Source organism: Corynebacterium sp. A21, assembly GCF_052266655.1.
Lineage (GTDB): Bacteria > Actinomycetota > Actinomycetes > Mycobacteriales > Mycobacteriaceae > Corynebacterium.
In genome coordinates this window covers 230,980-250,751 of record NZ_JBQPQY010000002.1, presented here as the reverse complement: position 1 = coordinate 250,751, position 19,772 = coordinate 230,980, and the positions used below count along the sequence as shown (strand labels likewise).

General features: G+C 63.4%; 22 protein-coding genes. 15 read left to right on the top strand and 7 right to left on the bottom strand.

Annotated elements, in window-relative coordinates; genetic code table 11:
• Positions 1–13 precede the first annotated feature (13 nt).
• Positions 14–580 (top strand): GtrA family protein, encoded by a 567-nt coding sequence (locus ACTU46_RS05255; RefSeq protein ID WP_443380056.1) that lies wholly within the window; start codon positions 14–16, stop codon positions 578–580.
• Between the two features lie 203 nt (positions 581–783).
• Here the strand turns inward: ACTU46_RS05255 and dapD are convergent, their stop codons facing one another.
• The 3 genes from dapD to ACTU46_RS05240 are packed head-to-tail and all read right to left on the bottom strand — an operon-like array spanning position 784 to position 4,100.
• Entirely contained in the window at positions 784–1,749 is a 966-nt protein-coding gene (gene dapD, locus ACTU46_RS05250) for a 2,3,4,5-tetrahydropyridine-2,6-dicarboxylate N-succinyltransferase (RefSeq protein ID WP_443380053.1), read from the bottom strand.
• Positions 1,746–3,143: an amino acid permease gene (locus tag ACTU46_RS05245; RefSeq protein WP_443380050.1), complete on the bottom strand. Its 1,398-nt coding sequence runs from the start codon at positions 3,141–3,143 to the stop codon at positions 1,746–1,748. Before ACTU46_RS05245 ends, dapD begins: the two co-directional genes overlap by 4 nt.
• A gap of 33 nt (positions 3,144–3,176) precedes the next feature.
• The gene (locus ACTU46_RS05240; protein WP_443380047.1) at positions 3,177–4,100 is read right to left on the bottom strand and encodes a DapH/DapD/GlmU-related protein; all 924 of its coding nucleotides are present in this window, start codon (positions 4,098–4,100) and stop codon (positions 3,177–3,179) included.
• A 67-nt stretch (positions 4,101–4,167) separates the two neighbouring features.
• On the opposite strand from ACTU46_RS05240, the gene dapE reads away from it, so the two are divergent.
• The 7 genes from dapE to ACTU46_RS05205 all read left to right on the top strand — a co-directional run bounded on the left by dapE (position 4,168) and on the right by ACTU46_RS05205 (position 9,200).
• Positions 4,168–5,253: a succinyl-diaminopimelate desuccinylase gene (dapE, locus tag ACTU46_RS05235; RefSeq protein WP_443380404.1), complete on the top strand. Its 1,086-nt coding sequence runs from the start codon at positions 4,168–4,170 to the stop codon at positions 5,251–5,253.
• A gap of 63 nt (positions 5,254–5,316) precedes the next feature.
• Positions 5,317–6,102: a TIGR00730 family Rossman fold protein gene (locus ACTU46_RS05230; protein WP_443380044.1), complete on the top strand. Its 786-nt coding sequence runs from the start codon at positions 5,317–5,319 to the stop codon at positions 6,100–6,102.
• Positions 6,103–6,141: 39 nt separating this feature from the next.
• Positions 6,142–6,954, top strand: coding sequence for a dihydropteroate synthase (gene folP / locus ACTU46_RS05225; protein WP_443380403.1), 813 nt, complete (start codon positions 6,142–6,144; stop codon positions 6,952–6,954).
• A complete protein-coding gene (locus tag ACTU46_RS05220; RefSeq protein WP_443380041.1) occupies positions 6,951–7,694 on the top strand; it encodes a glucosyl-3-phosphoglycerate synthase in 744 nt (247 codons plus the stop codon). Before folP ends, ACTU46_RS05220 begins: the two co-directional genes overlap by 4 nt.
• A 21-nt stretch (positions 7,695–7,715) precedes the next feature.
• Positions 7,716–8,012: a DivIVA domain-containing protein gene (locus ACTU46_RS05215; RefSeq protein WP_443380038.1), complete on the top strand. Its 297-nt coding sequence runs from the start codon at positions 7,716–7,718 to the stop codon at positions 8,010–8,012.
• A 47-nt stretch (positions 8,013–8,059) separates the two neighbouring features.
• Entirely contained in the window at positions 8,060–8,227 is a 168-nt protein-coding gene (locus ACTU46_RS05210; protein WP_443380035.1) for a DUF3117 domain-containing protein, read from the top strand.
• Between the two features lie 106 nt (positions 8,228–8,333).
• On the top strand, positions 8,334–9,200 hold the full coding sequence (locus ACTU46_RS05205) for a methyltransferase domain-containing protein (RefSeq protein ID WP_443380032.1): 867 nt from the start codon (positions 8,334–8,336) through the stop codon (positions 9,198–9,200).
• On the opposite strand, the gene ACTU46_RS05200 is transcribed toward ACTU46_RS05205, so the two are convergent.
• Both ACTU46_RS05200 and glgA read right to left on the bottom strand, forming a co-directional pair.
• A complete protein-coding gene (locus ACTU46_RS05200; RefSeq protein WP_443380030.1) occupies positions 9,197–10,690 on the bottom strand; it encodes a GH32 C-terminal domain-containing protein in 1,494 nt (497 codons plus the stop codon). The genes ACTU46_RS05205 and ACTU46_RS05200 overlap by 4 nt on opposite strands.
• A gap of 105 nt (positions 10,691–10,795) precedes the next feature.
• The gene (glgA, locus tag ACTU46_RS05195; RefSeq protein ID WP_443380027.1) at positions 10,796–11,968 is read right to left on the bottom strand and encodes a glycogen synthase; all 1,173 of its coding nucleotides are present in this window, start codon (positions 11,966–11,968) and stop codon (positions 10,796–10,798) included.
• Between the two features lie 125 nt (positions 11,969–12,093).
• On the opposite strand from glgA, the gene glgC reads away from it, so the two are divergent.
• A complete protein-coding gene (gene glgC / locus ACTU46_RS05190; RefSeq protein ID WP_443380024.1) occupies positions 12,094–13,317 on the top strand; it encodes a glucose-1-phosphate adenylyltransferase in 1,224 nt (407 codons plus the stop codon).
• A gap of 67 nt (positions 13,318–13,384) precedes the next feature.
• Here glgC and ACTU46_RS05185 read toward each other — a convergent pair whose 3' ends face one another.
• Complete coding sequence (locus ACTU46_RS05185; protein WP_443380021.1) at positions 13,385–14,431, bottom strand: ABC transporter substrate-binding protein; 1,047 nt, start codon at positions 14,429–14,431, stop codon at positions 13,385–13,387.
• 46 nt (positions 14,432–14,477) lie between these two features.
• On the opposite strand from ACTU46_RS05185, the gene ACTU46_RS05180 reads away from it, so the two are divergent.
• The 3 genes from ACTU46_RS05180 to ACTU46_RS05170 are packed head-to-tail and all read left to right on the top strand — an operon-like array spanning position 14,478 to position 17,304.
• Positions 14,478–15,476: a FecCD family ABC transporter permease gene (locus ACTU46_RS05180; RefSeq protein WP_443380018.1), complete on the top strand. Its 999-nt coding sequence runs from the start codon at positions 14,478–14,480 to the stop codon at positions 15,474–15,476.
• Positions 15,477–15,526: 50 nt separating this feature from the next.
• Entirely contained in the window at positions 15,527–16,528 is a 1,002-nt protein-coding gene (locus ACTU46_RS05175) for a FecCD family ABC transporter permease (protein ID WP_443380402.1), read from the top strand.
• Entirely contained in the window at positions 16,525–17,304 is a 780-nt protein-coding gene (locus ACTU46_RS05170) for an ABC transporter ATP-binding protein (RefSeq protein WP_443380015.1), read from the top strand. The genes ACTU46_RS05175 and ACTU46_RS05170 overlap by 4 nt, the downstream gene beginning before the upstream one ends.
• A 13-nt stretch (positions 17,305–17,317) precedes the next feature.
• Here the strand turns inward: ACTU46_RS05170 and ACTU46_RS05165 are convergent, their stop codons facing one another.
• Entirely contained in the window at positions 17,318–17,965 is a 648-nt protein-coding gene (locus ACTU46_RS05165; RefSeq protein WP_443380012.1) for an O-methyltransferase, read from the bottom strand.
• Positions 17,966–18,155: 190 nt separating this feature from the next.
• Here ACTU46_RS05165 and sigE point away from each other — a divergent pair, with 190 nt between their 5' ends.
• The 3 genes from sigE (at position 18,156) to tatB (ending at position 19,767) form a co-directional block, all read left to right on the top strand.
• On the top strand, positions 18,156–18,806 hold the full coding sequence (gene sigE, locus ACTU46_RS05160; protein ID WP_443380009.1) for an RNA polymerase sigma factor SigE: 651 nt from the start codon (positions 18,156–18,158) through the stop codon (positions 18,804–18,806).
• 57 nt (positions 18,807–18,863) lie between these two features.
• Entirely contained in the window at positions 18,864–19,241 is a 378-nt protein-coding gene (locus tag ACTU46_RS05155; RefSeq protein WP_443380006.1) for an anti-sigma factor family protein, read from the top strand.
• Between the two features lie 64 nt (positions 19,242–19,305).
• Positions 19,306–19,767 carry a Sec-independent protein translocase protein TatB gene (tatB, locus tag ACTU46_RS05150; RefSeq protein ID WP_443380003.1) on the top strand — a complete coding sequence of 154 codons (462 nt, stop codon included), beginning with the start codon at positions 19,306–19,308 and terminating at the stop codon, positions 19,765–19,767.
• The last annotated feature ends 5 nt before the right edge of the window (positions 19,768–19,772 follow it).

Genomic DNA, 19,772 nt, shown 5'->3' with positions numbered 1-19,772 from the left:
TGGAAGAGGCGAATTGAGTTCCAAGGATAGGACACGTTCCGAGAGGATCGTCGCCGGACTGAGTCAGTTCATCAAGTTCGGGATCGTTGGTGGTTCCGGAGTTGTGGTGAACCTCGCAGTGATCGTGCTGGTGAAGAAGATCGCCGGGTGGACTGCCGGTATCACCGAACATGATGCCCTGATCAATCTCCTCGGCACCGAGTGGAATATCCGCTGGTACCACGTCTTCATGACGATTGCCTTCCTAGTCGCCAACACCTGGAACTACCAGCTCAACCGGATGTGGACCTTCAAGGGAATCAGTACCAAGAGCTGGTTCCGCGGTTTCTTCCCCTTCTTGTTGACTGGCCTGGGCGCCTTCCTCATCAGCCAAGTGGTGGCCACCCTGTTGATGAATACCTCTTCACCCCTCGCTCTGTCCCCGGATATTTTCGATGATTCCACGGGCTTCCGAACCAAGTTCTACTGGGCCAGCGCCATCTCGATCTTGGTCTCCATGCCCGTAAATTTCCTGATCAACAAGTTTTGGACCTTCCGCCGCCCCAAGGTCAAGGTGGTCGCGGAACAGCCGCCGAGCTAGGCGGCCCCTCTGGGTGGAGAATGCCGGACCCGGGGTGCTTATCGACGGTCGCGCGCAGCTCGGCGCGCACTCGCCTCGGGCCACCACTTTGGACCGCATCACGCCAACCTCAAACCGCCCGCCACGGCGAGGAGAGGGGTTAAGAGAAAAGGGCCCGGCCACATGGCCGGGCCCTGAGAACATAGCGGAGAAACAACCGAGAATTAGTTGGCGTGCAAGGTCTGATTCAGGGTGACTGAGGTTTCGCGGGTGCTGGCCTCAACCGCACCGGAGACCGAGTTGCGGCGGAAGAGCAGCCGGGAGAACCCGGAGAGCTTCGAGGCTCGGATCGAACTGCCGTGGAAGACCTCGAGCTTCTTGGCCAGGTCATCGAAGACCATGACGCGGGTGCCGGCGGTGACGTAGAGACCGGCTTCGATGGTGCAATCATCACCGAGTGGGAAGCCGACACCGGAGTTGGCGCCGAGCAGGCAGCGCTTGCCCAGCGAGACGACTTCATTGCCACCCCCGGAGAGCGTGCCCATGATGGAGGCGCCGCCACCGATGTCAGTGCCGTCACCGATCACCACACCGGCGGAGATCCGGCCCTCGACCATGGAGGTGCCCAGGGTGCCGGCGTTGAAGTTGATGAATCCCTCGTGCATGACGGTGGTGCCAGCTGCCAGGTAGGCACCGAGGCGGACGCGGTCGGCGTCGGCGATGCGCACTCCACTGGGGATGACGTAGTCCACCATGCGGGGGAACTTGTCCACGGACTGGATGGAGACGGGGCCGCGCTGGGCGAGCTTGCCGCGGACGACCTCGAAGTCCGCCAGGGAGCAGGGGCCCCAGTTGGTCCAGACGACGTTGCTCAGCTGGTTGAAAATCCCCTCGAGGTTCAGGCCATGGGGCTTGACCAGACGGTGGGAGAGGAGGTGAAGACGCAGGTAGGCGTCGTAGGTGTCCACCGGGGCATCATCCAAGGAGGCGATGCGCGTCTCGACGGCCACCCGCTCGACCTGGCGGTCCTCGTCGACGTGCTCCAGTGCAGCCAGGTGCTCAGGCGCGGTGATGCGGGCAGTGCCCGCCTCGAGGGGGTCGTCGATAAGCGTCGGGGAGGGGAACCAGACATCGAGGACGGTGCCGTCCCGGAAGATGGTGGCGAGGCCTTGAGCGATTGCAGCGGTCATGCGTTAGAAGTTACCCGATTCGAGTTGCGGCGTGTGGTGAAGGAGAGCGCGAAGAGCCCGATCACCATGACCGCCACGGCGTAGATCTGGCCGCGGGCACCCTCATCGAAGAGCATGAGGATCACGAGTCCCACCAGCGCGACCAGGGTGGCCCAGGGCAACCAGGGCCAGCCCCACATGCGGACAGTGGTGATCTTGTTCTCACGGACCAACATGGGGTGGAGTTTGAGGTAACTGAGCACGATCATCACCCAGATGACGATCAGGCAGCCACCGACGGCATTGAGCAGGAAGTCCAGGAGACCGGTCGGATTCCACCACTGCAGGCCGACCGAGACAAAGGCGAAGATCATCGAGAGGATCACAGCGTTGATCGGGACACGGGCGGAACTCAGCGTCTTGAACAGCTGCGGTGCGTCACGCTCGAGCGCCAGATCGTGGACCAGACGGGAGGTGGCGAAGATCTGGGCATTGAAGGCGGAGAGCAATGCCAGCACGATCACGGCCTCCATGAAACCGACCACACCGGGGAGGTTCGCCAGGTCGAGCACCGCGGTGAAGGGGGACTCGGCCGCAGTCTCGGCGTTGTCGATCTGGGAGTAGGGGAGCAAGAAGGTCATCACCAGGACAGAACCCAGGTAGAACAGGGCGATCCGCCAGATCACGGCGCGCACCGCGGTGGCGATGGAACGCTCCGGCTGCTCGGACTCGGCGGCGGCGATGGTGACGATCTCGATGCCACCGAAGGCGAAGGCCACCGCCAACAGACCGGCGGCGACACCGGCGATGCCATTGGGCATGAAGCCGTGCTCCCCGGTGAAGTTGGCAGTGCCCACGAAGGTGCTGCCCGGAAGCAGACCGAAGACCAGCAGCACACCGATGATCAGGAAGACGATGATCACCGCGACCTTGATGAAGGCGAACCAGTACTCGAATTCCCCGAAGCCGCCGACCTTGGCCAGGTTGACCACCACGAAGAAGAGCACCGCCACCAGCGCCGGGATCCAGGGGTCCACCCCGAACCAGCTACCCATGATCGCCGCCGCACCGGTCATCTCCGCGCCGAGCACCATGATCAGCATGAACCAGTAGAGCCACCCGACGGTGAATCCCGCCCAATGGCCGAAAGCCCGGCGGGAGTAGGTGGCGAAGGAACCGGATGAAGGGTGGGCTGCAGCCATCTCACCGAGCATCTGCATCACCAGCACGACGATGGCGCCGGCGATGATGTAGGCGATCAGGATGGCGGGTCCGGCGGCACGGATACCCACGCCGGTACCGAGGAAAAGACCCGCACCGATGGCGGACCCCAACCCCATCATGGTCAAATGTCTGGGCTTAAGTCCTTTGCCCAGGCCGGTGTTTCCGGCTGGGGAGGTCTCCTGAGTTGTCATGCCTGAAACCTTATCCCGGCTTCAAGGCGCGGTTTAAACCGCCCGGAGCACCGGCTCTGAGTGGCCGGCCTCGGTGCGCAGCGTCCAGTCTGAGCGATGCTCTAATTCCACACCGGTGATCAGCGCGCCAGAGGCGGCATCGAAGATCGGGGAATCACGTTCGATGACGATATTCACGCCGATGTGGCAGTTATCGCCGATGCTCAGTCCGATCAGGCCGGAGGAGACATCGAAGATGCAGTTCTCACCGATGGTGATCGGGTCGCGGGAACCACTGGCGTTGCGGTTGGCCATCAGGGTGGCGGAGAGACCCACATTGCAACCGCTGCCGATGGTCACCCCGGAGGAGAGTCGTCCTTCAATCCTTGAGGGGCCCAGCGAACCGGCATTATAGGAGACGAATCCCTCACGTAGCACAGTCGTACCAGGGGCCAGGTAGGCGCCGAGTCGCACGCGCTCGGCCTCGGCGATGCGGATGCCATTGGGTAGGGCGTAATCGACCATGCGGGGAAGGTGGTCAATACCGTAGACATGGATCAGGCCACGGGAGCGCAGCGAGGTGCGCACGAACTCGAAGTTCTCCGGTGTCGCCGGCCCCTTGTTGGTCCACACCACATTCGTCAGATGCTTGGTTACCCCTTCCATGTTGATGCTCTGCGGGAGCACCAGCCGGTGACTGAGCAGGTGCAGCCGGAGGTAGACATCATGGGCACTGATCGGCGGTTGCGCCAGGTCCGCGATGGTCGTGTGCACTGCGACCTGCTCGACCATGCGGTCTTCGTCGAGGGTGACCAAGGAGAGCATCTGATGGCTCAGGTGCTGGGCACCCAGCCGCTCAGTGCGGGAGGTGAGGTTTTCATCCTCAGTTAGTTCGGGTGCCGGAAACCAGGTGTCCAGGACGGTGCCGTCGAGGGAAATATTTGCGATGCCAATTGCATGGGCTCCCAATGTGCTCATATTTCTGAGTCTACGGTGGTGGCATGTCCAGGTCATTTTGTACCCTGATCAGGTGAGCGAATCGACAATCCTGGACCTGCTGGCGGATCCCGTCACATTGACGGCCTCTCTGATGGATATCCCCAGCCCCTCCCACCATGAGGCGGCGCTTGCCGACGCCGTGGAATCCGCCCTACGTGAGATCCCTGCGGTAGAGGTCATCCGGCACGGTAACACCGTGCTGGCACGCACCCGGCGCGGCCTGGGGGAGCGGGTGATCCTCGCCGGGCATCTGGACACCGTGCCCATCGCCGGGAACGTCCCGCACCACCGGGGCGTCGATAAGCAGGGCCGGGACACCCTGTTCGGGTGTGGTGCCGTGGACATGAAGTCCGGCCTGGCGGTCTACCTGCACACCTTCGCCACCCTGGCGGGCGCGCCGGGGTTGAAGCGGGATCTCACCCTCATCGCCTACGAGGGGGAAGAGGTGTCCACGGAGTTCAACGGGCTCGGACATATCGAGCGGGATCTCCCGGAATGGCTCCGGGGCGATATCGCGCTGCTGGGGGAGCCCAGTGGGGCCATGATCGAGGCCGGATGCCAGGGCTCGATCCGGCTGCGGATCACCGCCCACGGTGAGCGTGCGCACTCGGCGCGGGCCTGGCTGGGGGCGAATGCCGCCCACAAGTTGGCACCGTTGATGCAGCGGATCGCGGCCTACCGTCCCCGGAATGTGCTCATCGACGGCTGCGAGTACCGTGAGGGCCTCAATATCGTGCAGCTGGAATCCGGGGTGGCCACCAACACCATCCCCGATCAGGCCTGGATGTTCCTTAACTTCCGCTTCGCCCCCGACCGCAGCATCGCGCAGGCGCTGGCACATCTGGCTGAAGTACTGCAGCTCGAGGAGGACCTGAGTTTCGAGATTGACGACGCCGCCGCCGGGGCGCTGCCCGGGCTCGGTGCCCCCGCCGCGCAGGAGCTGCTCGCCGCAGTGGGCGGCCGGTTCCGGGCGAAGTACGGCTGGACAGATGTCGCCCGCTTTTCTGCGTTGGGGATCCCGGCGCTGAACTTCGGACCGGGTGAGCCGAACTTCGCGCACAAGAAAGATGAACAATGTCCGGTGGCGATGATCACCGAGGTGGCACAGATATTGCGGAACTGGCTCAATTGATCTGGTACACCCGTACCAGGCACTCCTGAGCGAAACCACGGGAAAAGGGATAACTTCGACACTATGGCTCCCAATATCACCCCCTCCCCTGAAAAGCGGACATTGCGTGGTCCGATTCTGCTGCGCACTGCGGGCGAACAAGAATCGACCTATGACCAGCGGCTCTTCGAGCTCGGCAGCGATCATGACTGGATGCATGCTGATCCTTGGCGGATTCTGCGGATCCAGGGTGAGTTCGTCGCCGGTTTCGATGCACTCGCGGGCATGCCCAAAGCGGTCTGTGTTTTCGGCTCCGCCCGGATCAAGGAAGGCCAGCCCTGGTACGACACCGGGGTCGAGCTCGGCAAGAAGCTCGTGGAGGCAGACTATGCCGTCATCACCGGTGGCGGGCCGGGTCTGATGGAGGCCCCGAACCGGGGTGCCAGCGAGGCCGGCGGGCTCTCGGTCGGACTCGGGATTGAACTGCCGCATGAGCAGGGGCTGAATGACTGGGTGGATCTTGGTCTGAACTTCCGCTATTTCTTCGCCCGCAAGACCATGTTCCTGAAGTACTCCGAGGCTTTTGTCTGCCTTCCGGGTGGTTTCGGCACCCTGGATGAACTCTTCGAGATGCTGGTCATGGTGCAGACCAAGAAAGTCTCCAACTTCCCGTTGGTGTTGCTGGGCACCGAGTTCTGGTCCGGTCTGGTCGAATGGATCCGTGGCAGACTGGTCGCCGACGGCATGATCTCGCCGACGGACCCGGACCTCTTCCTGGTCACCGACTCGGTGGATGAGGCTGTTTCCCACATCGTGGAGCACCACAAGAACCTGCACCTGCGGGCCACCCAAGCAACGAACACGGAGTAGAACCAGTCCTTGTCTGATACTTTCCGACTTCCAGCGGTGATGGCGATCCTCAACCGCACCCCGGATTCGTTCTATGACCAGGGAGCCACCTTCACCGACACCGCCGCGCTGCTGCGGGTGGATGAAATTATCGAGCAGGGGGCCAGCATCATCGATATCGGTGGGGTCAAGGCCGGTCCCGGTGATACTGTTGACGCCGCTGAGGAGATCGACCGGGTGCTCCCGATCATCGCTGCGGTCCATGAACGCCACCCCGGGGTAACCATCTCGGTGGACACCTGGCGTGCCCCAGTCGCGGCGGCGGCGATCAAGGCCGGCGCCGGGCTGATCAATGACACCTGGGCGGGTTTCGATCCAGAGTTGATGGAGGTCGCCGGGGCGCATGGGGTGGGCTATGTCTGTTCTCACACCGGGGGGATCACCCCGCGCACCCGGCCGCACCGGGTTCATTTCGATGATGTGGTCGCCGATGTCATCCGGGAGACCACCGCGCTGGCGGAACGTGCGGTGGCCTGCGGAGTGCCGGAGGAGCAGATCTTCATTGACCCCACGCACGACTTCGGTAAGAACACCTTTCACGGCCTGGAGCTGCTGCGTCGGGTGGATGAGCTGGTCGCCACCGGCTGGCCGGTGTTGATGGCCCTGTCCAATAAGGATTTCGTCGGTGAGACCGTGGGCCGGCCAGTTCGAGAGCGGGTCGCCGGCACGCTGGCTGCCACCGCCTGGGCGGCTTCCCGGGGGGTGGCTGCCTTCCGGGTACATGAGGTCGCGGACACCGTGGACGTGCTGCGGATGACCGCTGCCATTGAGGGCAGCATTGCGCCGATCCACACCGTGCGGGGTCTGGCATGAGTGTTTCCGTGGTTATCCCGGCGCTGAATGAGGAGGCCACCGTCGCCGCGGTGGTGCGCGCGGTGCTGGCTGATGCCCCGGCTGAGGTGCTCGTCATTGATGCCGACTCCGTGGACCGTACGGCTGCGGCGGCTGCGGCGGCAGGTGCCACGGTGCTGAACTGGCGGGATATCCTGCCGGCGGTACCTCCGGTTCCAGGCAAGGGCGAATCCCTGTGGCGCGGGGTGGCCGCGAGCACCGGGGAGGTGGTGGTCTTCATTGATGCTGATCTCACTCATCCGGAACCGGGCATGGTCGCCGCCCTGGTCGCCCCCTTCGTGGATCCTGCAGTGCATCTGGTCAAGGCGGACTACATCCGCAGCTTCAAGGGGCAGCCCACCGGCGGCGGACGGGTGACAGAGCTGACCGCCAAACCTCTGCTGCGGCTGCTTTTTCCCGCCTTGTCCGGTATCAATCAGCCCTTGGCGGGGGAGTACGCGCTGCGCCGCTCGACGGCACTCGAGCTGCCCTTCGTTGGCGGCTACGGGGTGGAGTCCGGGCTGCTTATCGACGTCGCCACCCGCTTCGGTGCGGCGGCCATCGCCCAGGTGGATCTGGGGGTGCGGCGCCACCGTAATCGCCCCCTCGCCCAGCTCGGCCCGATGGCCGATGTCGTGGCCGCCACCATTTTGTCCCGGGCCGGCCAGGGTGAGGTTGCTGAGCGGGCCGCGCTCTCCGCTATTCTCAATTTGTCGACGTAGTTCAGTACCGAAAGGCTCCGCGTGCTCACCTGGATTCTCCTCATTCTCGCGCTGATCGTTCTGACAGTGCTGTTCACCTGGCTCTTCGGCCAGCTCTTCGGGCGCGGGGAAATCCTGCCGCCGTTGGATGAGGATGAGGACGTGATTCAACGGAATCGGGAGAGCATCAATGTCGGTGATCTTGAGTCGCTCAGTTTCGATGTCGTGCCCCGGGGTTACCACCCAGAGCAGGTTGAGGCGGCGCTCGCAGACCTAAAAGCCCAGCTCAAGGGGGTTGGTGTTCAGAGTCATGACCTATCAATCTCAAAAAGCGACTAAACTGTGTGGAGTAGTCATTTAAGTGAAGGTAAGGAGCTAGGATCTTTATGGCAGCGATGAAGCCCCGGACCGGCAGCGGTCCGATGGAAGCGGTACTAGAAAGCCGCAAGATCGTCATGCGGATCCCCTCGGACGGCGGTGGCCGCCTGGTTGTAGAGCTAACCAAGGAAGAGGCCGCTGAACTGGGTACCCTACTCAGCGAGGTTTCCGAGTAAAACCCACATAACCGAACACAGTAGAAGACGTCGAACCCTTAGGCTCGGCGTCTTCTGCGCTACCATGGGGAGGTTATTGCCCCCACCGTCAGGAAGTGGTGCTTGAATGCTCGCCGACATCATTGACGTCCTCGCCGACCCGATCGATGGCTCCCCGCTGTCCGGTGCCGATGACTTCGCCCGTCTCATCTCCGAATCCGGACACAGCTATGATGTCGCCCGACAGGGCTATGTCACGCTGGCGGCGGGAGCGGGACTGCGCTATACCGGTGATGATATGTCGATGATAAATTCCCGGGAAACCTTCCTCGCGGGGGGCCATTTCGCCCCCTTTGTGGAAGCGATCTCCGTGGCAGTCAATGATGCTCTTGAGGATGCCGGCGTCCCCGATGATGCCCAGCCTGTGATCTGCGAGATCGGTGCCGGTACCGGCTACTACCTCGCGCATACACTTGATGACGTCCACGGCTCTCGCGGCGTCGGTATCGATGTCTCGGTCCCCGCGGTCAAGCATCTGGCGAAGAGCCACTCCAGGATCGGCGCTGTGGTGGCGGATGCCTGGGCCCGCCTGCCGCTGCGCGATGAGTCGGTGGATGCCATCACCGTCATCTTCGCCCCACGTAACCCCGCCGAGTTCGCCCGCGTGCTCAAACCCGGTGGCGAGGTCATTGTGCTGACCGGGGACACCGGCCATCTGGCTGAGCTGCGTGAACCATTGGGCATCATCGACGTCGAGCAGGGCAAGGTCACCCGCATGGTCGAGCAGGCCGAGGGCCATCTGGTGCCGGTGGGAGAATCCCGGCCGGTGGCGTTCGAAATGATCCTGGACCAGAATTCCATCGCCGCCCAGATCGGGATGAGTCCCTCGGCCCGGCATATCGGGGCCGAGGATCTCAAGGAGCGGATCGCCGCGCTGCCGGAGTCAATGACGGTGACGGCGCGGGCGATGATCACCCGCTTCCGTAAGGCCTAACGGACTGGGCCTTCCTCTTCCTCATCTGTCCCGAAGTTGTTCTCGTATTCATAATCCGGCAGCTCAGAGGAGTCGAAGGAGCGGGGGAAACGCTCATAAGAGCGGATGATCTCGCCCGCCCCCTCGATGCGGGCGTTGAATTCCCGGCAGCCGCCCTCGATATAGACCCGGCTGGCCATGGCGATGGCACCGCCGTCGGCGAAGACCTCCACCGTGGAACCATCCACGAAGATGGACAGGGAATCAGAGTCGCCCTCGGCCAGCGGAGCCTGGGCCATGTGATCGCCCGCATGATGCGGGTTCATGGAACGGTCCAGCACCAGCAGATCACCCTGGTGGGTGACCACCGCGGCAATGTTGCCCGCGGCGTCGATAAGCTCCACCCGCAGCGAGCTACCCGAGGGGATCTCGCAGAGCCCGATCCAGGAAGCGGCGGAGACGGAGTCCGGGATCTGATCCGGCAGACCATTCGGCGGGGTCTGGTAGATCAGGCCATTCTGCAGGCTCAGAATGCGGGGCAGGGAGAGACAATTGGCCCAACCCTCCTGCTGCAGACTGGGGTGGGTGGTGGCGTCATCGAAACGGCCGACACCGTTCATCAGACCAAAAAGGGAGGTGCTGAGGTAGCGCTCAGCCTCCGGCACCGTGCCCGGAGTGCGGTTGGTGACCCGCGGGCGGGTGAAGTCATGGCCGAAGTCGATCCGGCTGAAGGGGGTGCGCACCTGGAATTCCGCGCCGCGCAGTCGACCGACCAGGTAGCCGGAGATGTCGATGCCCTCATGCTCGATGGTGACCATGAGGATGTCGTAGATCTCCCCATCGACCTCATCTGCCAATCGGATCAGCCGTGGGCTGACCAGTGGAAGATCCGGATCCAGGCCGGTGTGGCCATTGAAGGTCAACGGGCCGAGGGTGTTCCAGTCCCGGCCGTCAGGAGAGGTCAGCATAACCAGGTTGGGCAGCGACTGATCTCCGGCGACCGCCAGCATCAGCCAACCTCGGTGGCCATCCGCCCGGACCTCTTCGGTGATCCAGTCCGGCACGACGCAGGGGGAGCGGAAACGGTTGAAACCATCCCGGTCGCCGACAACTTCGCCGATGCGGCGGACATGTGGATCCAACGCGAGCGGATCCTCGGAAACCTCCTGGCTGGTGGCGTCCAGATCATCGATCCGGGCCAGATGCACTGAGGTGCCGTCTTCGGTGACCGAGGTGAAATAGAGGTTGACACCACCGTCGACTGCCACCACTGCACCGGCGCGTACCAGCGTCTCATCACCTTCTGCGGCGATGACATCCTCACAGACATCCCATTCAAAGGGGTTGCCCTCGGAAACCTGGTGGGCCCAACGGGCTGGGGCATCCGGGGTGGGACGGTACTGGTGGAAGAGGTGCCAGTTGTCACCATCACGCAGGGCTCCGGCAGGGGCATCCAGGACGCCGACTTCCGGCGTGAGATGGAGTTCCGGACGGGGGGAAATTGTCGCCATTACTTCTACTGATCCTTCTGTTCTGTCGACGTTTGATACCGAGCGTAATGAGAAAACCCCGGGGGTGCAGAAACCTGCGCGCCCCGGGGTGATCAGTGGGATCAATCAGATCAGTGAGCTGTAGATATCCACTGTCTGCTGGGCGATGGTGGCCCAGGAGAAATCATTGACGGCGCGCTGACGGCCAGCCTCACCGAAGGCCTTGGCGCGGGCCTTGTCCGCGACCATGGCGTTAACGCCGGCGGCGATGTCGCGCTCAAAGGTCTCCGGATCAGATTCCTCATAGTGGACCAGGGTGCCGGTGGTGCCGTCGACGACAACCTCCGGAATGCCGCCCACATCAGAGGCGACCACGGCGGTGCCGCAGGCCATGGCCTCCAGGTTCACGATGCCCAGTGGCTCGTAGATCGAGGGGCAGACAAAGGTGTCCGCAGCGGTGAGAATCTCCTGGATCTTGGTCTTGTCCAGCATCTCCTGCACCCAGTAGATACCCTCGCGCTGCGATTGCAGCTCATCAACCAGGGCCTTGGTGCGGGCACCGATCTCCGGGGTATCCGGGGCACCGGCACAGAGCACCAGCTGCACGCCCTCATCAAAGTGAGCGGCGGCTTTAACCAGGTGCTCCACCCCCTTCTGGCGGGTGATGCGACCGACAAAAGCCACGATCGGGCGGTTCGGATCTACGCCGAGGCGGCTAAGAACAGAGTCCTCCGCCGCCTCGAAGGTCGGCCGGGGAGTCCACAGTTCGGTGTCGATGCCGTTGAGCACCACATGCACCCGCTCCGGCTCAATGCGGGGGTAAGCCTCGAGGATGGAGTCCTTCATTCGGGCAGAAACCGCGACAACAGCGTCCGCGTACTCCATGGCGTTGCGCTCGGACCAGGAGGACACTTCATAGCCGCCGCCGAGCTGCTCACGCTTCCAGGGACGGTGGGGTTCCAGGGAATGGGCGGTGGCAATGTGCGGAATACCGTGGAGCCGGGCGGCCAGGTGCCCACCGAGACCTGCGTACCAGGTGTGGGAGTGTACGACGCTGGCTCCGGCGGTGGCTTCAGCCATCCGCAAACCAGTGGACAGGGTCTTGATCGCGGGGTTCGCGGTTTCCAAGGCCGGATCCACGCCGTGCACGTATACCCCCTCGGCATCTCTGGGGGCACCCATGCAGTGAACCTCCACCGCAGTAATCTCCCGCATGAACCGGGTTAGTTCGGTGACATGGACACCGGCGCCTCCGTAGACCTCCGGCGGATATTCTCTGGTCATCATCGCGACTCTCATGCCTCTGAGACTATCCCGCGCGCAGGGGTGGCGCTGGCGGAATCGGGGGTGAGGGGGGTCTCTTTTGTGGGCAAATCTGTGACTTCCGAGCGCAGGTGAGCCTTAAACCTAATAGGTTGTTGGGTGTGAGAAGCCATTCGAATGTTCTAGCCATTGTTCTTGCCGGTGGAGAGGGTAAACGCCTCTTCCCGCTGACTGCCGACCGTGCCAAGCCCGCGGTCCCATTCGGCGGCGCCTATCGGCTCATCGATTTTGTGCTGTCGAATCTGGCTAACGCCGGATTCCTCAAAATTGCGGTGCTGACCCAGTACAAGTCGCACTCTCTTGACCGGCACATTTCGCAGTCATGGCAGCTCTCCGGACCCACAAGCCAATACATTGCCTCCGTCCCGGCGCAGCAGCGCCTGGGCAAGCGCTGGTACATGGGTTCCGCAGATGCCCTGCTGCAGTCCCTTAACCTGATCTACGACGAGAAGCCCGAGTACGTCATCGTCTTCGGTGCGGACCACGTGTACCGGATGGATCCGGGCCAGATGCTCGATGATCACATCGCCTCCGGGAAAGCCGCCACCGTGGCCGGCATCCGGGTGCCGCGTGCGGAAGCCACCGCTTTCGGTTGCATCCAGGCGGAGGCGGATGGCACGATCACCGAGTTCCTGGAGAAGCCGGCCGATCCGCCCGGCACTCCCGATGATCCGGAGGCGACCTTCGCCTCGATGGGTAACTACATCTTCACCACTGATGCGCTGATCGAGGCGCTGAAGAAGGATGAGGAGAACCCGGACTCCTCGCACGATATGGGTGGAGATATCATCCCTTATTTCGTGGACCGCAACGAGGCCAATGTCTACGATTTCTCGGCCAACACCGTCATCGGTGACACGGATCGGGACCGTGGTTACTGGCGTGACGTGGGTACCATCGATTCCTACTATGAAGCTCATATGGACCTGATTAGTGTCCATCCGATCTTCAACCTCTATAACGCGAAGTGGCCGATCCACTCCACCGATACCAATAACCTGCCTCCGGCGAAGTTTGTCCAGGGCGGTATCGCACAGTCCTCCATGGTCTCGGCTGGCTCCATCATTTCCGGTGGTACCGTCCGCAACTCCGTGCTCTCCTCTGACGTCTACGTCGAGGAAGGTGCCACGGTTGAAGGTTCCGTGCTGCTGCCGGGAGTGCGTATCGGCCGTGGTGCTGTAGTCCGCCATGCAATCCTCGACAAGAATGTCGTGGTCAAGGAAGGCGAGATCATCGGCGTGGACCGGGTCCGCGATGAATCCCGCTTCAAGATCAGCGCCGGTGGCGTGGTCGTTGTGGCTAAGAACGTTGTGGTCGGCGAGTAGCTCTCCCGAACAGATTAGTGGCCGGTACCCGGATCGGGTACCGGCCACTGTTATGTGGGTGGGTGACTTACTTCTGGGTCAGGGCTACGCCGAGTTCCTCGACGATGATCATTGCCCCTGTCGGGCCGAGGCCGAGGAACCAGACATCGTCATTGACCCGCTGGGCCCGGCCTTCCTTCACCGCCGTGAGGTTCTGCCAGGCGGTGGAGTTGATGATCTCGGTCTCGCCGGTGGCGTCCGGGGCTCCGTAGCTGGACCAGAAGATGTGGTCGGCCTCGGCCTCGGCGATGTTCTCCGGAGAGATTTCGGCGGCGAGGTCATCGATGTCCTGGGATGCAGGGCGCTCGATGCCAGCATCCTGGAGGATCACCCCGATCAGGGAACTGTGCGCGTAGAGGCGCAGTCGGTCGGGTAGGAAGCGAACCATCGAGACAGTGGTGCCCGGCTCGATTGAGTCCCTGATCCCGGCGACGGCGTCGGCGTACTCGTTGAGGACCTCGGTGGCGCGTTCTTCCTCGCCGAGCGCCTCGCCGACGAGCAGGAAGTTCTCTTTCCAGGGGTACCCCGGGCGGATCGAGAAGACCGTCGGGGCGATCTCGGAGAGCTGCGGGTACAGCTTGTCGGCGCGCAGCTGGCTGCCCAGGATCAGATCAGGCTCGAGAGCGGCGATGGCCTCGACATTGAGTTCATTGATGGTGCCCACGGTCTCGACATCCTTGACCTTGTCAGCCAGGTAGCTGGGCACCGGGTTCGCGCCCTTGGTGGTGACCATGCCGACCGGGGTGATGCCGAGGGAGATGAGGTCATCGAGTTCACCGGTGTCCAGGACGACGATGCGTTCCGGTTTCTCCGTGATCTCGGTGGTGCCGGCGGCGTGGTTGAGGGTTCGGGGGAATTCTCCGGGGGCGGCATCGCTGCCCAGTTTCGCGGTTTCGGTGTCCGCGGTGGAGAAGCGTTCGCCGCCGACGGCCACATCGTCATTTCCAGCGGTGGAACCGGAACCCGTGCTCGGTTCTTCCGTCGGGGAACATCCGGCCAGGAGGAGGGCGATGGCCGCGATGAGTGCCACCACCAGCAAAGATGTGCGTGACGGGCGCAGTGCATTTATTGTCATGCATCAAAGGTTAGCCTAGGCTTAATGTTTGGGTAAAGTGTTTCTCATGATCTTTTTCCGTCGACGATCCACGGCCGTGGTGGCCCTGATGTTGCTGCTGGGGGTGCTGGTCCTGCTCAGCTTTGCAGTGGGGGCCCGGTCGATCCCGTTAACGGAGGTCGTCTCCGCCTTTACCTCACATGTTCCGGGCGACCCAGACCATGCGGTCATCCATGACCGGCGAATTCCGCGCACTTTGGCTGCCGTGCTGGCAGGGGCTGCCATGGGGGTGGCGGGGGCCCTCCTGCAAGCACTGACTCGCAATCCGCTGGCTGACACCGGAGTCCTGGGAATTAACGCTGGCGCAGCCTTCGCCGCGGTCGTCGCACTCAGCGTCCTCGGGCTGACCTCCCCGGCGGCTTTCGTCGGATTCGCCTTCGGTGGTGCGCTCCTGACGATGCTGCTGGTGACCCGGTTGGGGCGTGCGGCCGGCGGCGGGGTAGACCCGCTGCGGCTGGTGCTCGCCGGGGTGGCCCTCGCCGCGGTCCTGGAGGGTATCGGGGAAGGCATGGCACTGGTGGACCCGCAGGCTTTCGATCGGCTGCGGAGCTGGATGGTCGGTAACGTCGACACCGCCAGCTTGCAGCCGGCACTCATCATCGCGGCCGGCCTGGGGGTAGCGATGATGCTGGTGCTCCCGGGGCTCGGCAGCCTGAATCTGTTGGCCCTCGGTGATGACTCCGCCCGAGCCCTGGGGGTTGACCTCGCCCGGGTTCGGTTCCTCCTGCTGGGGGCGGTGACCGTGTTGGCGGCCACCGCCACGGCCGCGGTGGGGGTGATGACCTTCCTTGGGCTGATGGTGCCGCACCTGATCCGCCGGATGGGATGCACCAGTGAGCGTGCCATCGTCGGCTATTCACTGCTGGTGGGTCCTTGTCTGCTCCTGGCCGCCGACATCCTCGGCCGGGTGCTCCTGCCCGGCGAGATGCCGGCTGGGGTGGTGGTGGCTTTCCTCGGTGCACCCTTCCTCATCGGGCTGGCACAGCGGTCGGGGGTGCGGGCATGATTACCTTCACCGACCGTCGGATCGTGATTCGCGCACTGCAGTTCTCATTGCTGGTGCACCCGCGCACCCTCTGGACCGGACTGGCTGGCCTGCTCCTCCTGCTCGGGTTGATCGCGCTGGCGTTGACCTTCCCCGGCGCGGGTATCGACGCCGCGGCCGCCTGGGCGGTGCTGCGCGGCTCCGGGGAGGGGCTGGCCCCCACCGTCGTCTTGGAGTGGCGGTTGCCCAGGGTCCTCGCGGCCGTCGTGGTCGGTGCCGCCCTGGCGGTCTCCGGGGCACTCTTCCAGAATGTGACCCGGAATCCGCTCGGCTCCCCGGACATCATCGGATTCAACACTGGTGCCTACACCGGGGTGATCCTGGTGATGCTTGCCGGGTTCAGTGGTTTTGCGGCGGTGGCCTCAGGTGCTTTCCTCGGCGGTCTCGCCACGGCTGCGGTGGTGCTGCTCTTCTCGCTGCGTCGGCAGGTCAGTGGTCTGCGCTTGATCCTGGTGGGCATCGGGGTGTCGATGATGCTCTCCTCCTTCAACCGTTGGTTGATCCTACGGGGTGACATGGAGACCGCACTGTCTGCGGCGAGCTGGGGAGCGGGCACCCTCAACGGATTGCGCTGGGCCGAGGTCGCCCCGGCCTGCCTGATCCTGGCCCTGCTCACGCTGGCCGCCCTGGGATTCTCCCGATCGGTGGACCTGCTGCGGCTGGGCGATGACACGGCGGTGTCGCTGGGGGCACGACTGAACCGGGACCGGGCCATCATGGTCATCCTCGGTGCAGTGCTCACCGCGGTGGCCACCGCCCTGGCCGGACCGATCTCCTTCGTAGCGCTCGCCGCCCCGCACATTGCAGCCCGGGTGAGCCGTTCACCGCGGGTCCCGTTGCTGCTGACCGCCCTGATCGGTGCTGTGCTGCTGGTCTTGTCCGATGTGCTGGCCCAGCGGCTGTTCCATCCCACCCAACTGCCCGTCGGACTGGTCACGGTCACCGTCGGAGGCCTCTACCTCCTGTGGCTGATGGCCGACGCGAATCGAATCACCTGGAGAACACAGTCATGAACCTCCCTGCCATCACCATCTCCGGTCTGCGTATCGAGATCGACGGGCACGTGATCATCCCTGACGTGAACCTGAACATTCCGGAGCGGCAGGTCACCGCCATCATCGGGCCCAATGGGTGCGGCAAGTCCACGCTGCTGCGCGCCCTGGCAAGGGTGATCAGTCCCACCACCGGGACGATTCACCTGGCTGGCACCAACACCGCCGGTCTCGGACGCAAGGAGCTGTCCAGACGGATCTCCCTGATGGCGCAGGGGGCAGTGGCCCCGGACGGGGTCACGGTGGCGGACCTGGTGGCTCGGGGGAGGTTTCCCCACCAGGGCATGTTCAGCCAGTGGTCGCGTCAGGATGAGGAGATGGTCGCTCGCGCGCTGGACATCACCCGGACGACCGATCTCGCGGGGCGCCGGGTGGTGGACCTCTCCGGTGGTCAACGGCAACGGGTGTGGCTGGCGCTGGTGCTGGCCCAGGACACCCCAGTCATGCTCCTCGATGAGCCGACCACCTACCTCGACATCGGGCATCAGCACCAGCTGTTGGAACTGGTCCAGGAGCTGGTCCGGGACCAGGGCCGAACGATGGTCACGGTGCTCCATGATCTGCAGCAGGCGGTGCGCTTCGCCGATCATCTCATCGTCATGAAGGATGGTGGGGTGGTCGCGGCGGGGTCACCGGAGGCGATCGTCGATGCGGCACTGATCTCGGAGGTGTTCGGACTTGAAGTGGAGATCATCCGGGCAGGGTCCCGCCAGGACCTGGTGGTACTGCCGGTGTGAGGGGCCTGCCGGACTACAGAGCCTTGGTCACCAGCATCAGGCCGGCCCCGAGCGGTAACCGGGCGATCAGGGCCCCTTCAATCGAGGCGATGTACTCCTGGGCCTCTCGGGCGGCGACAGTCAGCCGGTCCTTGCGGGACTCATCGGCGAGGGTGCCATCGAGCAGGACGTCGGGAAGCACCAGCACGCCGCCGGGGGAAAGCAATGGCCAGGCGGTCTTCACCAGGGCGCTGAGATCAAGCGGTGAGACCTCACCGTAGACCAGCTGGTAGGAGCCGTGGGCAAGACGTCCCATCACGTCCAGCGGGCGGGAGGGGAGGAAGCGGACCCGGGAGGGGGAGTAGCCTGCCTCTCGGAAGGTCTGCTTGGCCTGGCGCTGGTGTTCGACCTCGGGGTCAATACAGGTCAGTGAGCCATTGTCGCCGAGCCCGCGGAGGAGGTAGAGGCCCACCACGCTGGCTGCCGGGGTCACGGCGATGGCGCCGGTGGACTTTTCGGATGAGGCAGCAGCGGTCAGCGTGCGGAGCAGTTGGCCGGTGACCTCATCAGGGGTCGTCAGGCCGAATTCCTCGGCGTCGCGGCGGGCGGTGTCGAGGACCTCATCGGCAGGAGTGGTGGATTCGATGTAGGTGCGCAATGCGTCAAATGCCGTGTCAGTCACTCCTCCGAGTTTAGCCAGGTTCTTTTCCCCGGCGAGCAGGGGCTCGCTGGAACGGGGACAGGTTGTGACTGGAGTGGATATTGGGGTTTAGCGGGCACTTCCGGGAGCTGCCCGGGAGTCCCCAAAGCTCACAGCGAATTTTCAGAACTTAATATGGAGTTATCCAGCGTGAACGTGCAGAATAGAAGACATGAAGAAGATGGCTCGAAAAGCAGGAAACGAAGACGTACAGCCTCCCGCTGCCCCGCAAGGGGATGGTGAAGAACTGCTGGACGGAACCGCTGCCTTCGATGCTGGACAGGGCGATATGCCCACCTGGTCAGCCCTGGTCCAGGAACATGCCGACAGTGTCTACCGACTAGCTTTCCGCCTTTCCGGTAATCAACACGATGCCGAGGACCTCACCCAGGAAACCTTTATGCGGGTGTTCCGCTCGCTCAAGAGCTACCAGGCCGGCACCTTTGAGGGTTGGCTGCACCGCATCACCACCAACCTCTTCCTCGATATGGTCCGCCACCGCAACAAGATCCGCATGGAGGCCCTGCCGGAGGATTATGAGCGGGTCCCCGGCAATGAGGTCACTCCGGAACAAGCCTTCAATATCGCCCACCTGGACCCGGAGCTGCAGTCTGCACTGGATCGCCTTAGCCCCGAGTTCCGCGTCGCCGTGGTGCTCTGTGATGTTGTCGGCATGAGCTATGACGAGATCGCCGACACCCTGGGTGTGAAGATGGGTACGGTGCGCAGTCGCATCCACCGTGGGCGGAGCCAGCTGCGTGCCAGCCTCGAGGCTGCCGCCGAAAACAATGAGGAAGTTCAGCTGCTGCTTCCGACCCGCTAGAAAAGTTCGGCGTATTCTGGCGTGGAGAGATTTTGAGAGGGAGGTTGGCAGCTAGACATGATGGAGTCCAAGTCGCGAGTCCGTGTGAAAGTGAAGAATTTCGCATCGGTGGAGCATCTGGGGCCCGAGGCCCTTGCCGCATATGTTGATGCGGAACTGAGCGCGGTAGCCACCCACCGGGCCAGGGTCCACTTGGTGCACTGCCAGGAGTGCCGGGCTGAGGTCAAACGACAGCAGGGCGCTGCCGAGGTCCTGCGTGAGTCCAACGGCGTTCACGAGCTGCGTGCCCCCAGTGATCTGCTGGCGAAACTGGCCGGCATCGAGACCTCCTGCCCGAAGGGGCCCTGTGCCGAGGAAACCCCGGAACAGTATCCGGAGTCCCTGCTGGACAAGATTGACATCATGGTCCGCCTTGTACGGCGTCGCCAGGGCTGACGCTTTGCTCACAGTTCAGGACTCCGGACGCGCACATTTGTGCTCCCGATACTAAGGTGAATGTGTGTTTGACAATATCGGTTGGGCCGAGATCTTCACCATCGTCGTCATTGGTTTGATCATCATTGGCCCGGAGAAACTTCCAGGCGTGATCAAGGACGTCCGCGCCGCCGTTTTCGCGGCTCGGCGGGCCATCACCAACGCCCGCGCCGAGCTCGACGGTGAGTTCGGTTCGGAGTTTGACGAGTTCCGTGAGCCCATCAACAAGGTCGCTGAATACGGTCGGATGGGGCCCAAAGCGGCGATCACCAAGGCACTTTTTGATGGCGACGGTCAATTCCTCGATTCCTTTGATCCGAAGAAGATCATGGCCAGCGAGGAGACTGCTGGTTCCGCGGCCCGCGCCGCTGAGAATCCGAAGCAGACCCGGCAGGTGCCGAGGCCCGAGGAGATTCCCGCGCCACCGCATGATCAGCAGAACCCGCCGCAGTCCACCGGCGGTTTCTCCTGGGCAGATGTGACCTAGCAGAT

Excerpts from the sequence above, each read along its gene's own strand:
- dapD (WP_443380053.1), bottom strand. The coding sequence starts at position 1,749 with ATGACCGCTGCAATCGCTCAAGGCCTCGCCACCATCTTCCGGGACGGC.
- ACTU46_RS05245 (WP_443380050.1), bottom strand. The coding sequence starts at position 3,143 with ATGACAACTCAGGAGACCTCCCCAGCCGGAAACACCGGCCTGGGCAAA.
- ACTU46_RS05240 (WP_443380047.1), bottom strand. The coding sequence starts at position 4,100 with ATGAGCACATTGGGAGCCCATGCAATTGGCATCGCAAATATTTCCCTC.
- ACTU46_RS05230 (WP_443380044.1), top strand. The coding sequence starts at position 5,317 with ATGGCTCCCAATATCACCCCCTCCCCTGAAAAGCGGACATTGCGTGGT.
- folP (WP_443380403.1), top strand. The coding sequence starts at position 6,142 with ATGGCGATCCTCAACCGCACCCCGGATTCGTTCTATGACCAGGGAGCC.
- ACTU46_RS05220 (WP_443380041.1), top strand. The coding sequence starts at position 6,951 with ATGAGTGTTTCCGTGGTTATCCCGGCGCTGAATGAGGAGGCCACCGTC.
- ACTU46_RS05210 (WP_443380035.1), top strand. The coding sequence starts at position 8,060 with ATGGCAGCGATGAAGCCCCGGACCGGCAGCGGTCCGATGGAAGCGGTA.
- ACTU46_RS05205 (WP_443380032.1), top strand. The coding sequence starts at position 8,334 with ATGCTCGCCGACATCATTGACGTCCTCGCCGACCCGATCGATGGCTCC.
- ACTU46_RS05200 (WP_443380030.1), bottom strand. The coding sequence starts at position 10,690 with ATGGCGACAATTTCCCCCCGTCCGGAACTCCATCTCACGCCGGAAGTC.
- glgA (WP_443380027.1), bottom strand. The coding sequence starts at position 11,968 with ATGAGAGTCGCGATGATGACCAGAGAATATCCGCCGGAGGTCTACGGA.
- ACTU46_RS05185 (WP_443380021.1), bottom strand. The coding sequence starts at position 14,431 with ATGACAATAAATGCACTGCGCCCGTCACGCACATCTTTGCTGGTGGTG.
- ACTU46_RS05180 (WP_443380018.1), top strand. The coding sequence starts at position 14,478 with ATGATCTTTTTCCGTCGACGATCCACGGCCGTGGTGGCCCTGATGTTG.
- ACTU46_RS05170 (WP_443380015.1), top strand. The coding sequence starts at position 16,525 with ATGAACCTCCCTGCCATCACCATCTCCGGTCTGCGTATCGAGATCGAC.
- sigE (WP_443380009.1), top strand. The coding sequence starts at position 18,156 with ATGAAGAAGATGGCTCGAAAAGCAGGAAACGAAGACGTACAGCCTCCC.
- ACTU46_RS05155 (WP_443380006.1), top strand. The coding sequence starts at position 18,864 with ATGATGGAGTCCAAGTCGCGAGTCCGTGTGAAAGTGAAGAATTTCGCA.